Source organism: Serratia sp. JSRIV002 (assembly GCF_019968725.1).
GTDB classification, from domain to species: Bacteria; Pseudomonadota; Gammaproteobacteria; order Enterobacterales; family Enterobacteriaceae; genus Chania; species Chania fonticola_B.
In genome coordinates this window covers 1,643,754-1,658,652 of record NZ_CP074143.1, presented here as the reverse complement: position 1 = coordinate 1,658,652, position 14,899 = coordinate 1,643,754, and the positions used below count along the sequence as shown (strand labels likewise).

The window sequence follows — 14,899 nt, the reverse complement described above, 5'->3', positions numbered from 1 at the left end:
TCATTGCTCCCATACCCAAAAAAAACGCATGTCCGTGCTGTTGCTGTTACCTGGCCTGTAATAGCGGATCACGATATTTAGGCGGCGCGGGTGAACGATCTGGGTCGCCGTTTCGATTGACCCCACAACGCCGTCAGAGATCAGCCAACTCACAGCATCACGGCAATGGTCTTCAGCTTTGAGCGCAACTGCAGGAGTCAACTTTTGCCGACGAAGCAGCCAGAGACGTGAACCAATCTCCGTTTCCGCCCCTGAGTCGCCCCACCAGCCGCGGCTATCATCACCATCAATATCGTCATCAGAACGAGCCACGCGATCCGTGAAAAGGCTAATAATAATGGCGGTCTGAAGATCATCACCTTCCAACAAGTCGCCGGGGCCCTCTCGCCAATCAGCCCTGAGCTGATCAACGTCCCACCAAGAGCTGATATCACTCATCACACTTGCTCCCCTGGTTTTTCGCTGGTTTTATCTTCATCCCCGCCCTGAACATTCCGCACTACATGATCATGGTCGTTATGGGCATCTCGAAGTTGTTTCAAGGTCGCGGTATTGCTTTCGCAGTTGTCGATGATGTCACCCGTAACCTTTACTGTCGGCGTATTCATCAACACCCCCTCGGTAGCATTGATGGTTACCTGCGTTGCATTGCTGACCGTCACGGGCTTGCTGTTGGCCTCTATTTCGATACCGGCCTCCGTCAACTTGATGAACATGCCCCACTGGTTATAAATCACCGTTTCACCGGAAAGCAGATCAGAGTGGCGGAACTGCTGATTGTTGCTGGCAATAATGACAGCACTGGAGCGATCACCACCGAGGAAACCGATCACGACATCCGTACCCACCGGCAAACCAGAGGAAAACCCAAATTCGGCCATGCGCGGCGTGCTGTCGCGTACCTCCAAGGGGGTTTGGTACTGTACTTTTTGCACCCCACCTGCATCACCATGCGCCGTAATTCGCCCGATCCCGAGCATCATTGAAACCCGGCGCCCTAATTGCCTCAGTTGCCCTGTAAAATCAGACATCAATTGACCTCCTGAAGCTGGCGGTAGAATGCGTAAGGCTGAACAGCAAACGCCGCCGGTGGCATCAAAACCATTCTGGCAGTTGTCCCCTGTTCGCCACGCATGAAGGTCACTTCCGCCAGGATCCAGAGCTCATCCTTCAGGCCAAATATTGGCAAACTGATAGGGATGAGTGTATTGGGTTCCCACAGCTTGCCGCTCTTATCGCGCCAGCTGTCAACGGTCACCTGCAATTGCCTCGATCGGCCAAAGCGCCGGTTCATTTCCCAATCAATGCAGTTCTGCGCCTGCTGGGTAGCGATCATAGTGCTTTCCACGATGATGACGCGGTTGCGATACCGCATCTTTGCAGCTTCTGGATCTCGTGCCCGGGCCAGCGTCACCGCGTCATAACCCGCATTAGGGGAGAACTCAGCAACCGGGGTAGTGGACATCGAAACACCGATATAATCGGAAAAGCGTTCATCCATCGAGTCTGTGAATGAGGCATATTCGATGTTTTCCCCCTGCGCAACGCCGCTGGCCGCCTTCCGGGTGCCCACACGAGTTAGCAGAAGATTGCCATCTGGCGTGTCAAAATAGAGAAGCGCGGCCCACCGGCTGATCCTGTCGATCACTTCCTGCGAAGACTCCCCCCAGTTCAGGGTAAACTGCGGCACCGTCGCCATATCCTCGACATCCGAGGAAACATTGATGCCATAGGGCGCGGCCAGGCGCTGTGCAATTTGTAGCGCGTTGGCCTGGCTGATCACGTTGTTGGGCCATTCAGCCGAACAGTCCACCAGGTCCTGACATTTACCTCGCCCCGTTGCCCTTATCTCATGCCGTGATTTCGACAATGCCGGGTTCCAGCGGTCGATATAACCGGTCATGACCAGGTCATCGCCCAACATGACCTGACACGGGTCCCCTTTTCTTACTAGTTCCTCCCCGTTAGAGCCGGGATAATGGTCCATCAGAGACAGATCAAAATCAGAAGGTAACCGCTCAATACCACGGGTAACCCGGATCTCACCCCATCCCTGAATGAGCTTATTGCCCACCTTCAACGTAAGTTCGTCGGTCATTTTCTCAACGCTCTAAAAGTTAGAGGCATAAAAGCGGGATGCCGCGGCTGCACAGTTTGGATCAGCTCATCACCACGGGCCCCGTCCTGATAAAGTCGGTTGGCCAATGCCAATGCAGGCATCGATGTACTCATTGAAATTTGTGTCAATGCGCTCAGCTTTGCCCCCTTTAGTGTGAAGGAATCGACGAGAGAATTTCGCGTGGCCAGCAGATTGGTGTAGTCATCATCATTGCCAGCATCAGCGGCCAGTAGCAGAACGGTATCTATCGTGTCGCAGACGCGGTTTAACATAGCGATCGCATCGTCATAACTGGAAGGAGAATAGTCTGCAGCAACTGCTGCCATGGCTCCGGCTGAAAGCACGCACAACAATATGTTGGCACTAAGAGAAATAGCAGCGTCACTACTGGTGGCATAGAATGTGCTGCTCCGGTAGCCGGCCAATGTCTCCAGCATTCTGATTTTTTCCTCCACGCTGCCGCTCACTGATACCACCGTCATGACGATCGCTGTGGCGCTTTGTGAAAAGCCCTCGATGGAGGTGGCGTTTTGCAATGCGGTTGTTTCAGACAGAAGCTGTGCGCGGCCCGTTACTGCCTCCGCCATTTTTTGTTTTACCAGCCCAGGGTAATCATCGGTGTCTGCCTCTCGGGTAATGGCGCCGGTGGCCCCCGATACACTTCCGCCCACGGTCCCGTTGTTGTAACGCCCATAGCGAGAGCTGCCAAAAGTAGATCGCAACACATTACTTAGGTTGGTCACTTCATTCGTGGCGCTTTTGACCATATTCCCCCAGAACGCGGCGGTATTTTTCAGTGTCTTTATTGCCTGGGTAACGGTCCGCAACTCTCCTTTCACGGTGCCGATGAACTTTGCAGCTGCTGTAGATGCTGTACGCAACCAGTTGGCCTGAACAACTGAATTGGCTGGTGTGCTACTAGTGATCGCAAAAACTTTCAAACCGGACTCAATAACCGTCAGGGTAAATTCAAATGATCGCCCCGATTCCATCCCTTCCATCAAGCGCAGACCGCCATCAGGAATGCTAACTGTCAACTCACCTAGTGTTGGATGTACCAGCGTCCCTGGCCCATCCATTTCACAGGCCGCAACGAGAGAATTACGCTGCGTCATCACATCAGGGGCGTCATATACCAGGCTGCCCTGAACGATAAAACCCCGAAGGGTAAACTTACGCGTTCCACGTCCGAGATCTTCTACCCAAGCGGTATTTCGGTAAGGGTACTCATGCACGGCCTGGCGGCGGCCATACACACCTTCACCGCTGACAATGGCAAACGGAACGCCACGAAAAGAGGCTGGGTAAATATGCCCACGCCAGTCCCAATCCTCGCCACGACCAAGAAGAGAAGATAATGAGTCACTTATTATTGCCATAAATCCCCATAAAAAAACCCGCACTAGGCGGGCTAACAATAGTTTGGAGTGCAACTAGCGTTTAATGCATTTTTGGAACAAAGCCCAACCAGTTTCATTGGCATCAAGGTCACATATTCTCTTGCCGTCAGAGCCGAATAGAGCCCCGAACAACTGACGTCCTTTACCCTCTATAATTTCCGTTGACGATACTGAAACTAGCCCGGAGCTACCTACATACTCACCATAACCATCACTGAAGTGCTCCAGTTTTGCAGGTAAATCAGCTTTACCAGGTATATCCCTAAATCTATATATACTTGAACTTGTCGGCTCTATGATATTGAAATAAACATTATGAAATGCAGGTAACTTATTAACACCAAATATTCTAAACTCAGCATCTGGGGATGCACTTGACATGTCTCTTTTTTTCAAGACAAGTCCTTCAGTCGATATCAGCCTACCTTGATGATTGGATAAAACTCTTTCTATGCTGGCTACCCCAGTTGAATCATTGTAGAAAGCGATATAAAACTCTTCATACTCATCGACTTTAATTCCAGATGTGACTCTTAATCCCTCACCAGCTAAGCCACTTACACCTGTTTTACTTGCTATCTTTTGAGATATATCCAAACCTTTAAAACAAACAACTAAATTATCAGACGTTGATAACTCCCCTCCATTTAACGCCCCTAATGTTATAACGTCTCTGTAACCGCCATCCCTGGCTGACCTACATATATCGGCAGCATCAGATGCTAATGAATAAATTGGTAAAATAGAAAGAATTATTGCAAACACAACCTTATTAAAACTTTTCATAATAGCCCACACAATACTTTTTTTTATACTGGCGACTGCATAGAAAATGAAACGCGTCCTCCACCAGTAGCATCTACCTTCCTACGCTCACCAGTTTGGCTATTAATTAACGTCACTTCAAGTTGAAATTTGTTCTCCTCGATCGCTTTTGACATCGCATCACTGATCCGCGCTATATCCTCTCCACTTTGCTCCTGAGGGGCAAAAAGCGAGGTGCCCGCACCTGTGCTTTCCTGCTGTTTCGCCAGTGGTACCGCACTATCTTGCTTTTCCACAGGATCGAATAAACCAGACTGCCGCTGATCAAGCAGATTGTTGCGGTCCCTTAGCCCGCGCCATCGATCATCGGTCACTGACTCATTGATACCCTGCAAGATATCGTCTCGGCTAAATGGCTGCGTGCCGTTCTCATGTTTGATAATCGCTGGGATTATCTTCTCAAGGACCTCGGGTGAATGAAGATTTAGCCGATCACCAGGTCCAAACCCGGTCTGCTTAGCAACAGCATCAATATACAACTGCGTTTTATTTTCCGAACGCGGGGCGTAAGTATGAAGAATGCCATTAAGTGTATTGTTCCCACGATCCCCGTAAAGCTGGAGCTGCCGCGATAACGCAGATAGTCCATCCTGCGGCGTCGCAAAAGTAGAAAACCCACCATTCATACCTGTCGCATTTGGCGCAGCACGCAGGTTACCAGGGTTATTATTTCGCAAACCAAGCGCATTGTTTCCTGGTTGCGCATAAGCTGAGCCCGTAGGTGCTGCAACCGGCGCACTTGCCGCGGCCAAATCAAGTTGTAGTTGGTTTACAGCTTCATTCGGCTTTTGCCAGGCTTGGTATTTTTCGCGATACCCGTCTGTCATATAGCCGTAATCAAGACCAACCTTATCCAACTCACCGAGTGTTTCGTAAAACTTGGGATTATTGTACCCCCAACGTAACTGATCAGCCTCATTACCCCGATTTAAACCAATCGCATGGCCGAGAGAAATACTGTCCAGCCCGTTAGAAAATACGTCCGTTATCCCTTTCAGCCCATCTTTAACGGAACCATCAGATAGCAACCATGAAAAAATATTATTTTTTGTGCGTTGCTTTAATCCTTCGTATGACACGCCGAGCTCATTAATAGTCCGATCCAGTGCGGTCAACTCGCTGTTTAATTGCGGGTCAACCGTTAGACCAAACTTGTCTGATTTCGCCAAGAGAGCTTTTAGCCTGAGTCCCTCTCTCAACAAAGCCAGTCCTGCGGCATCCAAACCTATAGCGTCGGCCACCGTCTTTTGCTTTTCTGGAGAAAGCTTAGGAATGACCTGTGCAAGCCTTTCCATGGTTTTCAAGACATCGGCCGTACCGTCTTTATTTCTGACGATCTGAACACCAATCTGTGTCAGAACAGCTAGAGTCTCGTTATTTCTCCCCTGAAGTGCATCATTGAACGTTGCATATAGCCCTTCAACTGACTGATTGGCAGACGCAGCATCTACCCCCAAAATCTGCATGGCACCAGAAAGGCGGGTAAAATCATCAACCCGCATACCTGCATTTTTTGCCGCCACATCTAACTCGTAGGCGCTATGGCTGGCATCTTGCAAACTGCCAGCCATGTAGGCAATACTCTTGCCGACGCCATAAGCTGCTGCGCCTGCCGCCCCAAACTTCAGCGCCCCGCCTAGTTTCCCCCCGAGCTCACCAACCATCTTCAGCGGAGGCACCATATCGCCGATAAATTGAACGTTATCCCGAGCAAATGTTGATATTTTTGACAATCGATCGCTCAGAGAGTCCAGCCCATCCAGCGATTCCTGGCCTCCAAGCCTAAGATTATCAGTGGTTGTCTCCAATAATGGGTTTAGTCGAGTAACAACATCATCAATTCGCTGTATGGCAGCAGAAACCTGATCGTTGGCATGTATTTCAAAATCAAACGAGTTAGCCATTCTTACCCGCCTTTATATTATTTATTCGCTTAGCTTGTTCAACAAAAAAATCAAGGCGGGTTTGCGTAAGGGACCACGCATCATGCGGGCCCCACCCGTAATATTTCGTGACCTCTGCCGCTAACTGTTGCCACCATTTGAGGTTTTGTAGGTTAAAAAACCCAATAAATAATCCTCGCACTCTTTGTAATCAGTAAAATCCATATTACCAAGAGCTGATTCCGGTACGGTTGAAACCAGTGAAATCAACAATTTCATTGCAGCCATTGAATTTTTATTACGCTGGCATTCATAAAATTGCTCAACTTGAATAAGAACGGGCTCTTTTAAATCCAGTGATTCATAGACCACTGTTCCGTTAGCCAGTTCCAGTTTCTTAGAAAGCTTAATAGTTTTACTTTTTTCCAACATTATTAATACTCCTTGACCGAACCGCCTTCCCAGCGCATGTCGAAAGTGGCTTCTTCACTGTCAACATCTTGCGTGTTAACAGACCACATATTTTCACCGATAATTGTTTTGCCGTTTGCCAGCTCAACAACCACAGTAACGTTTGTGGCGTCATTCAATCCCTCGAGAGAGGTTCCGCCACTGTCGCGTCCTTGATAGCTAATAAACGGCGCCCTGGGCTTTTCCTTATACCCATGAACCCAATCCATCCCAGTCAATGTCGTGCGCTCAACCTTTGAAACGCTGTATTTAAACTGGCCCGCAACCATCACCGTAATACCGTCAACAGTTACATAAGCGGTACCGGCCAAGCGGTTAGTTGTATCACCCATAAAACCTCCTTAGGCTGCGGTTTCCGCTCTGCGCCATTGATTGAGAAGTGCAAAAATTTCCAACTGGTCGATCAGCGTGCCAGTCCAGAGCACATCCACGCGTTTTGTATTGCTGCTGTTGCGCTCCACCAGCAGCGTCTTCGAAAACGCTGCGGCATCCTGCACATAACCGTTGTATTCCAGCGTGCGGTATTGCGCGATCAATTCCGCACGGATCACATTCGGCGTCACGATAGCCGAGCCTGGCGCAAATCGCGTACCGTCGTTAGCCAACTTCATGCGCCCGAACTTCGAAGTGATCTGGGTACGCAGGAAACGGGTGACGAACATCAGCAGGAACAAGGTTTCAATGTTCAGGTAGCTGTCGTCAGCGTCGCCGAACTTGTTCTTCTGGTAGGTTGTGATCGTCTTTTCAACCTGCACCGAGCCATCATCAGCCACCGTGAAGGTGGAAATGCCGCTGTACAACAGGTTATTGCGCTCGATAAGCATGAAGCGACTTTCCAGTCGTGGCGCCAAGACACCGCTGATGGTCAGCGTTTGCGTTGGTCGGCCAGGATCGTTGCGTAGGCTCGGCGCAATGGCACCAGTTAACGCAGCTGCCCACAGGTAGGCAGGGGTCGGTGAACCGTTGATGCCCAACAGCGTTTCATGCTGGTTATTGCGCGCTGAACCTGCCGCTGACAACGAACCATAAGTGCCCGCCAGCGCCCCGAACGAATGCCCGTACAGCTGCTGAGCATAGGACCATCGCCCGGTTGCATCAGACAGGAAGTCTTTCACGGTATCCAGTGAAGTGGTGTCCGTGTATGGGTTAACGATGAAGTCAAACGCCCGATCCTGCAGGTTGCCCAGCGCATCCGTCAAAACCGGAGCGCCAGAACCACCAGTCATCGAGGTGATCTTCAACGTCATTCCTTGAGGCGTTTCTTCCCCTACGGCCACCCCTTGATAATTGAGGCGGATATCGATGGTGTTACCGTGAGCACCTTTGTTTTTCGCCGTCAGATTTACGGTATCAGTAGCGGCGCCATCTACAGCAGCTGTTACAGGTAACCGGCTTTGACCGTTGATCACCGCTGCGACCGCAGCAGCCACAGCAACTTTGTCGTCTGTGCTGACAACGGTCAGTTGTACACGCATCCCGGCAATATACAGGGACAGTACACCGGTCGCGGCGGCCGCACTCAAAATCTGAATTTTCCCGGTGGCCGCAACAGTGCCCGTGGCGCCATCAGACAGTGGGAGGATCCAGATTTCCGCCGAAATGTCATTAGCCAGGTACGCCGTCATCATGTTGTGCAGCATTGAGCCGCTGCCACAAATGCCTGCAACAGCAGAGTCAGAGGATACTTTCTGTGCGAGGCCTGGCGTTGCCGTGCCGGTTGACAGCATTTGCCCGATCAACAGCGTGCGCTGAATTGCAGTGGCCGTGTTGGCCATTGAGTTATCAAATTCAGCATAGAAAAATGGCGCGCGCTGGTTTGACGGGATGACTTTAAATGGAACGGTCATTGATCATTCTCCTGGCCTTTCTTCCCAGCCGCCGGTTTTACCGCCGCGTTCGGGTCGAATGCTTCTACATCGCCGTCCTTTATGCGGCGCCCCCAAAAGATATTGTCAGGAACCTGTTCGCCGGATTCAGGCAAAAAAGTGCCCTTGACCGGATCGCGCACAACGCGCCCCGGTGCGGGTTTCACAAACATAGGGTTACTCCAGATCGATTTTTACGAGTGGTTCAGGGGTGCCCTCCGGCATGGAGATCACTACGTCTATCCCCTCGAGGGGTTCAGCGTCGATTTCATAGAATTCTTCCGGGCCCTGGTAATATTCAATATCCAGTTCCATCAGCAACTGCGCGGTATGCCCCTCCCCTCCAGCATCCACACCAATTGTCGATCTCACCTGCAGAAACTGCTGAATTTTTCGGGTCATCTCATAGCTGTTGATCACTGCACGCTCTATCTGCTCGCGCAGTTGCTCCAGTGCCTCTTCTGCTTTTTCCGCCCCGTTGTCCTCTGCTTCATCGTCCAGCTCCTGCAAACGGCCGGTAATGCGCACAGTGGTCACAGTGGTGAACTGGGGAACATTGCGGCCCAGTGAGTTCTTCACATCGATCGGGGTCTGTACCAGGATCACCGGATACATATCCGCTGTAGTTGGCCAGTCCCGCGGAGAATAAACCCGATCACTGGCATCGGTTTTGTTCTTCAACGCATCGATGACCAGCAGCCTTACCCCTTTGGCGTTCATACTTTCACCTTGTTGAGAATAAGCTTGGTCCCACCGTGGCTGTCCGGCTGTATATCGGCGATGGCAAACAGAGTGTTTACCGGCACACCACCGACAATGCCAATCAGCACGCGATCACCGCGTTTCGGTGGTGCCTGGAACTGACTATCGCGCACACCAAGCACCGGCGATGTGGTGTTGATAGTGCTACCGTCATCCAGCGGCTCCACATCCTGCGTATAGGCGCGATCAAAGATGCCGCTGATGATGTAAGGCGTACCGCCACCACCAGGTCGGTACTCAACCGGGTCACCGAAAACACCATGCAGGGGTTCCAGTAAGTGCTGATCCCAGTTGATACCCATCATTCCCCCGACTGAACTGATACTGCAGGCGCAGCGCGGTTCAATGCCTGTTTGCGGAGTTGTTCAACATCTGCCACAACACCCAACCCGATCAGCCGCTGTGCGTCCTCAGTTGAAAGCGTCAACGTCCGGTTTTCGGTAAAGTCTCGCCCGTCATGCCGTATCGTATTGCCCTTGATGACAACCACAGAAACTAGACCATCACCCAGCGTTTCTTTATCCGGCCCCTGATCCGAATCATCACCATCGGTGTCGGTGTCGGTGTCGGTGTCGGTGTCGCCAAGATTATCCAGAGGCTGATCGTCAACCTTCAACGATTTCCCTGCTTCCTGGCCATCAACCAGTAACTCGGGCGGCAAGCCTCCCAGTTCACTCTCCTGCCGTTTGGGTTGCTTCATATCACACCACCGTAGCGCAAAGTGCAGCGTTTACTCGGCTTGGGATGACCAGTGGTGCAGACTGAGTCATCAGCAGGCGCTGGGCAGGGTCTTCTTTCACCCAGGTTTTAGGGGCATAGGCTAAAGGCCCATAATTGAAAGCAGGGTCCAGAATCACGCCAAACGCGCGAGTACCCATCAGATCGGCACCCGACATAATTACTGCACCGTCTGGGATCATCGGCTTTTCAACGTTGTCCAGAGGGTCAATAAACCAGTCGTTGTACAGCCACAGGTCAAAGTTACCCCAACGCCCTTTATAGACAGCCCCTTTTTGAGCCTGTGGACCAGCATTGACCTGGTTACCAAACGGGCTCAGCGCCGGGAAGGTAATGGCGTTATCCTTGATGGTAGTGTCCAGTCGGAACGCTCTCCACGCCTTGCTGGTAAACACCAGGTCGGTCGGCACAGCACCGGAATTCTTAAGGATCAGCGTCTGCCACACCTCAATATCATCCGATGGCTGGGTGTTTGTTGCCCCCGCAGCCACAGTAAGCGGCCATTTGTCACTGCCGCTCAGAGTGATAGTCAAATCAGATGAACGCCCAAAATCAACCACTTTGGTTTCGTAGCCTTCGCCACTAACCGTGACCTTGCCGGATACCATCGCGCTACTCGCCATCCATTCGAGACGGCGATTGATCATGTCAATCTGATCGGCCATCTCAAACTGCAGGTTCAGCATTTCACGCTCGGCCGCAGTAAACTCACCACCAATGCGTTCACCGATCTGCCGGCGGATGGGTTTGCGTAGGTCTGGAGCACGCTTGTCTTTGATATAAGCAGGCTTGAAGGTGTTGGTCTGGTATTTACGGCTTTCGAGCAATTTACCTTCCACCAGCGGCGATACGAATGGCGCCATTCGACGCAGACCCACGTCTACATCGATAGCCACTTCTTCCGTCTCGTAAGTCACCACGTTCGGGAAGAAGCGATCCAGAAGCCAGTTCTGGCTGGTCTTCAGGTTAGGGACGACCTGCACCAGCACGCTGGTATCAAAAATGTTTTCCATATTCAGTCTCTTTATGATGCCAGCGACGTGGCTGGCCAGAATTCAGGACGAGTGAAACCCTGCCAAAGAATTGGCATCAGTTACGCTTTCGAAAAGGTTAAATCAGGAGATTGGCGCTTGGATGCCGTCGCGCAGGAAGATGGCCAATGGTCGTAAGGCAGCCTTCAAGCCAGCAATTGTCCAGGTAGCATCGAAAATGAGACGATTTTGATTAAACTCGCCCATCAGATAAACGCCGCCCGTTTGTGCTGTTGTGGTGGTATCCACATTGTCGACCAAGATAGCCACCGGATTTTCGCTGCCGTCGGTCGCATCTTTTTTGCTCGGAATATACGAGCCGGACGCAGTGATCATACCGAGCACCGTGCCACGCTTAAGCACACCAGAAACCCCGATCGTTACCGAGTCGGTGACAAGCTGCAATGGCCCCGATACAAGCTGATCAGGCACAAACACCGAGCTCTTCATGCCGGGTGCAAATTGGTTTTGTCCAAACTGGTCCATTACTTAATACCTCGTGCAGTGTCATAGAGGCTGGTCATCTTGGCCACCAGCGCATTTTTACCCGTTGCCGCTGTACCGCCAGCATCGGGCCCCAGTCGAACCTGTTCCGCCTGCATGCGCTCATCAAGAGACGATCGTTTAGTCGGTAAAGCGGTGGCCGGTCCCATAGCAGCTAACGTGCTGATCGCCTCACGTGCGCTCATGCGGGTGTTGAACGCCAGGTGTGCAGCCATATCCGGACGACCTGCAGCATGCTTGCTGCCAAAAATAGCGGCACAACGCTTGCGCTCTGCCCGGCTGCCTTTCTTCACGTCAGTGCTATCGTCTTCTTCGGCGCCAGCATCGTCGTCGTCTTCAGCATCAGGATCGCTATCATCGTCGTCTTCCATGTCCTTTTCGTCATCGTCCTCTTCAGCGTCTTCCTCATCACGCTCTTCTTCCGCGTGGCGGGATTTCGCCTTTTTACCTTTTTCTTTGTCGTCGTCCTCATCTTCAGAGGCTTTTTTCTTAAAACCCATCAGGTGGGCAAACTTTGAGTAAGACATACGTTAAGCTCCTGCTTCATTGTGTAATTTTCGGAATGCGGCGTCAGGGGTCATGACTGCATCAGCCAGCCCCAGTTGTACGCCATCAGCCGCCAGGAAACAGGCAGCCTGGGTATTGCGGATAGTTTTCTCAGTGATACCCCGATTGCGGGCTACCGTGCTGACGAAAAGCTTACCCATCGTATCCACATCATCCTGGATCGCGGCACGGGCCTGATCGGTCAGTTTGACGTAAGGATTGCTTTCGGCTTTGCGGTCGCCATAGGTGATGATGGTTACCGCCAGGCCATCTTCTTTAATTCGCTGTGACCAGTCACAGTGAATAACGATGACGCCAACAGACCCCACACCGCCAGTGCGCGGGACGTGTATGCGATCGGCAGCGCTGGCAATAGCATAAGCCGCTGAATAGGCATTTTCGGTCAGGATGGCGTGGATCGGTTTAGAACCCCGGGCGTAATAAATCTCGTCCACCAGGTCAAAGCACCCGGCAACCTCACCACCAGGTGAATCAATATCCAGGCAAATACCATTCACCTCCTGATCATTCATGGCTGTGAGGAATGATTGCCGGATACCGTCATACCCTGTCATGCCGCTATATGGGCGCAAAGAACCCAGTTTTTGTACCAGAGTTCCCTGCACAGGAATGATCGCCACGCCATCCACCACGTCATAACCAGTATCCTGCTTTCGGGCCTTTCGTGTGAAGGTGTCATCATCGCCCATCCAATCCGATGCCAGGGTGTTGATGCGGGTTATGCCGAAACGGTCCATCATGGCAGCCATAACCACTTCGGCTTTTTGCGGGTGAAGCGCCAGCGGCGTATTAAACAGTCGCTGCGCCAGATGTGGTAAATTCACTCTGCCTCCGGATCTTTTATTGTTTCTGGGGCTAGCATTTCGGCCTGCGCCCAGCTTGGAAGTGGAAGCCCACGCTCTTTAAATGCGGCTATTTCGCGCTGCCGCTGATCCAACATTTCCTCCCAGTCTTCGCCTGCGTTTTCCGCTGCTTCCATTTCCAGCGTTGAAAGACCGGCATCCATCCCGAGGATCGCACCTTTCTTCTCTGCAACAGGATCCACCCAGCCACGCCCCGGCCCCATCCAGCGCGCACGACAATAAGCCGCCCTGGCGTCCAGAAAATGCGGCGCGCCGGCTGGCAGCGGTAAATCTTCCGTATCATGGATTTCTTCGATAAACGCGGATAGGATCGGTTGGGCAAACCCCGCAGAAAAGTCATCACGCCGACGAGTCAGCGTTTTCCATGCTTCCAGCATCGCCGAACGGGCTGAACTGTAGTTAACATCTGACCAGTCCTGCGTTACCTGCTGGGTAGAAAGCCCCGTTGCAGCTGCAATATTGCGTAAAGCAGCGCTTTCGAAAACTTCAAAGTTACTGTGTGGGCGTGCAGCGTTGACGGCTTTGACATCCTCACCGGGGTATAAAATCGGCATTCTTGCGCCGTTTTGCAGTGATATACGCCGATCTTTATGGAAATCAACACGACCATCTTGATAAGCACCAATACTGGTGTCGTCGAAGGCGTCCCCCATCGCTGCTTCAACCATCTGCGGATCGTACGGCGAGGTAATGTAGGCACCGAATACCGCGTTCAATATCGCTGCCTCCAGCTCCGTCTGGTCATACTTGATGAGCATTTTCAGACGCTGAACGACCGGTGTTAGCATGCCGTTACCCCGATGCTGAGCACCACGCTCATGATCATAATCGTGCACCACATGTGGCCGCCCCCAGTCAGTTTCCCTCGGGATACGCCGCCAGGTCATCGTTTTGGCTCCGCTCCACCAGTCACCGATATGTGCCTCACGGATGTGGTATGCCACCGGTGCACCATCACCATCAATTTCAACACCACCGCGGATGTTGGGCATATCAAAGTTTTGTTGCGGGTTGCTTAGGCGATCAGGGTCAACGATCTGCACTGTTGTTGCGTAGCGGCCTCGCCCGCGGCCAAGCCGATCGGGACGGTATTGCAGGATCGCCAACGCATCACCATCAATAAGCTTGTGACGGAAACCCAGCCGCAGCATTTGCGACACCGTTTGTTTGCGCTCAACATCACAAAAACGGCCTGGGTCATCCTGCGCCCATGACCGCCAGTGTGCCTCGATCACTTTGCCGTATTCATCCGCCCACGTGGCGTCGAATGCACTGTTTCCAGTCATCAACGCCAGCATGCGGTAATCAGGTTTCAGGATAGGGCGAAAGTTCGCGCCAACAGCGTTATCCAGCACACGGGTGATACTGCCACTGGCCCACCCATCATTGCGCGCCAAATCCCGCACGCGGGAGACAATGCGATCGCGGTAGATATTGATCTCATTATCCGGCGACCACAGCGCTGGTTGCCAGTTTGCCAACTGGTCACTAAATGAATCTGCGGCATCGTAAGGTACTCGACTGCCGCCCACCAGCATGGACGCTTTTGAACGTGACGGTGCGAGTGGCTGCCCATTTGGGCCTAAAATCTTGATGTCACTCATCAGAATTTAAACCTCATAGGCCGACGTGGGCGGGGAACAATACCCAATTGAGCCTGAAGCAACTGGATCAGCGCCATCAAGTCAGCTATTGAGGATTGCTGGTAGGAAACAGAACGTGTGCCATCACCCTGCGTATACGAAAACGACACACCGCGGGATCCGGCAGCCAGATCGATATAGGCCTGCTGTGCCTTCGCCAATGCGGCCTGCAATTGCTCAGTCGTCATCGCACCGGCCAGCAGGCTAGTGTTACGGTTAAACATAGGG

19 protein-coding genes are annotated in these 14,899 nt (G+C 52.0%); all 19 read right to left on the bottom strand.

Annotated elements, in window-relative coordinates; genetic code table 11:
- The 19 genes from KGP26_RS07670 to KGP26_RS07580 all read right to left on the bottom strand — a co-directional run bounded on the left by KGP26_RS07670 (position 1) and on the right by KGP26_RS07580 (position 14,895).
- Complete coding sequence (locus KGP26_RS07670; protein WP_223665243.1) at positions 1 to 438, bottom strand: phage GP46 family protein; 438 nt, start codon at positions 436 to 438, stop codon at positions 1 to 3.
- The gene (locus KGP26_RS07665) at positions 438 to 1,031 is read right to left on the bottom strand and encodes a phage baseplate assembly protein (protein WP_223665242.1); all 594 of its coding nucleotides are present in this window, start codon (positions 1,029 to 1,031) and stop codon (positions 438 to 440) included. Before KGP26_RS07665 ends, KGP26_RS07670 begins: the two co-directional genes overlap by 1 nt.
- Positions 1,031 to 2,098 carry a phage baseplate assembly protein gene (locus KGP26_RS07660; RefSeq protein WP_223665241.1) on the bottom strand — a complete coding sequence of 356 codons (1,068 nt, stop codon included), beginning with the start codon at positions 2,096 to 2,098 and terminating at the stop codon, positions 1,031 to 1,033. The genes KGP26_RS07665 and KGP26_RS07660 overlap by 1 nt, the downstream gene beginning before the upstream one ends.
- A complete protein-coding gene (locus KGP26_RS07655; protein ID WP_223665240.1) occupies positions 2,095 to 3,498 on the bottom strand; it encodes a DNA circularization protein in 1,404 nt (467 codons plus the stop codon). The genes KGP26_RS07660 and KGP26_RS07655 overlap by 4 nt, the downstream gene beginning before the upstream one ends.
- A 54-nt stretch (positions 3,499 to 3,552) precedes the next feature.
- Entirely contained in the window at positions 3,553 to 4,305 is a 753-nt protein-coding gene (locus KGP26_RS07650; RefSeq protein ID WP_223665239.1) for a hypothetical protein, read from the bottom strand.
- Between the two features lie 23 nt (positions 4,306 to 4,328).
- On the bottom strand, positions 4,329 to 6,248 hold the full coding sequence (locus KGP26_RS07645) for a hypothetical protein (protein ID WP_223665238.1): 1,920 nt from the start codon (positions 6,246 to 6,248) through the stop codon (positions 4,329 to 4,331).
- Between the two features lie 120 nt (positions 6,249 to 6,368).
- Entirely contained in the window at positions 6,369 to 6,659 is a 291-nt protein-coding gene (locus KGP26_RS07640) for a phage tail assembly protein (RefSeq protein WP_223665237.1), read from the bottom strand.
- 2 nt (positions 6,660 to 6,661) lie between these two features.
- Complete coding sequence (locus KGP26_RS07635) at positions 6,662 to 7,030, bottom strand: phage tail tube protein (RefSeq protein ID WP_223665058.1); 369 nt, start codon at positions 7,028 to 7,030, stop codon at positions 6,662 to 6,664.
- Between the two features lie 9 nt (positions 7,031 to 7,039).
- Complete coding sequence (locus KGP26_RS07630; RefSeq protein ID WP_223665236.1) at positions 7,040 to 8,545, bottom strand: phage tail sheath subtilisin-like domain-containing protein; 1,506 nt, start codon at positions 8,543 to 8,545, stop codon at positions 7,040 to 7,042.
- On the bottom strand, positions 8,542 to 8,736 hold the full coding sequence (locus KGP26_RS07625) for a DUF2635 domain-containing protein (RefSeq protein ID WP_223665235.1): 195 nt from the start codon (positions 8,734 to 8,736) through the stop codon (positions 8,542 to 8,544). Before KGP26_RS07625 ends, KGP26_RS07630 begins: the two co-directional genes overlap by 4 nt.
- 4 nt (positions 8,737 to 8,740) lie before the next feature.
- Positions 8,741 to 9,283, bottom strand: coding sequence for an ATP-binding protein (locus KGP26_RS07620; protein WP_223665234.1), 543 nt, complete (start codon positions 9,281 to 9,283; stop codon positions 8,741 to 8,743).
- Positions 9,280 to 9,627: a hypothetical protein gene (locus KGP26_RS07615; RefSeq protein WP_209528065.1), complete on the bottom strand. Its 348-nt coding sequence runs from the start codon at positions 9,625 to 9,627 to the stop codon at positions 9,280 to 9,282. The genes KGP26_RS07620 and KGP26_RS07615 overlap by 4 nt, the downstream gene beginning before the upstream one ends.
- A complete protein-coding gene (locus KGP26_RS07610; RefSeq protein ID WP_223665233.1) occupies positions 9,627 to 10,025 on the bottom strand; it encodes a hypothetical protein in 399 nt (132 codons plus the stop codon). The genes KGP26_RS07615 and KGP26_RS07610 overlap by 1 nt, the downstream gene beginning before the upstream one ends.
- 1 nt (position 10,026) lies before the next feature.
- Positions 10,027 to 11,076 carry a major capsid protein gene (locus tag KGP26_RS07605; protein ID WP_223665232.1) on the bottom strand — a complete coding sequence of 350 codons (1,050 nt, stop codon included), beginning with the start codon at positions 11,074 to 11,076 and terminating at the stop codon, positions 10,027 to 10,029.
- 102 nt (positions 11,077 to 11,178) lie between these two features.
- Positions 11,179 to 11,580: a head decoration protein gene (locus KGP26_RS07600; RefSeq protein WP_209527019.1), complete on the bottom strand. Its 402-nt coding sequence runs from the start codon at positions 11,578 to 11,580 to the stop codon at positions 11,179 to 11,181.
- Positions 11,580 to 12,125: a hypothetical protein gene (locus KGP26_RS07595; RefSeq protein ID WP_223665231.1), complete on the bottom strand. Its 546-nt coding sequence runs from the start codon at positions 12,123 to 12,125 to the stop codon at positions 11,580 to 11,582. Before KGP26_RS07595 ends, KGP26_RS07600 begins: the two co-directional genes overlap by 1 nt.
- Before the next feature lie 3 nt (positions 12,126 to 12,128).
- The gene (locus KGP26_RS07590) at positions 12,129 to 12,989 is read right to left on the bottom strand and encodes a S49 family peptidase (protein ID WP_209552353.1); all 861 of its coding nucleotides are present in this window, start codon (positions 12,987 to 12,989) and stop codon (positions 12,129 to 12,131) included.
- On the bottom strand, positions 12,986 to 14,632 hold the full coding sequence (locus tag KGP26_RS07585) for a phage portal protein (RefSeq protein ID WP_127031117.1): 1,647 nt from the start codon (positions 14,630 to 14,632) through the stop codon (positions 12,986 to 12,988). Before KGP26_RS07585 ends, KGP26_RS07590 begins: the two co-directional genes overlap by 4 nt.
- Complete coding sequence (locus KGP26_RS07580; protein ID WP_223665230.1) at positions 14,632 to 14,895, bottom strand: gpW family protein; 264 nt, start codon at positions 14,893 to 14,895, stop codon at positions 14,632 to 14,634. Before KGP26_RS07580 ends, KGP26_RS07585 begins: the two co-directional genes overlap by 1 nt.
- Positions 14,896 to 14,899: the final 4 nt, after the last annotated feature.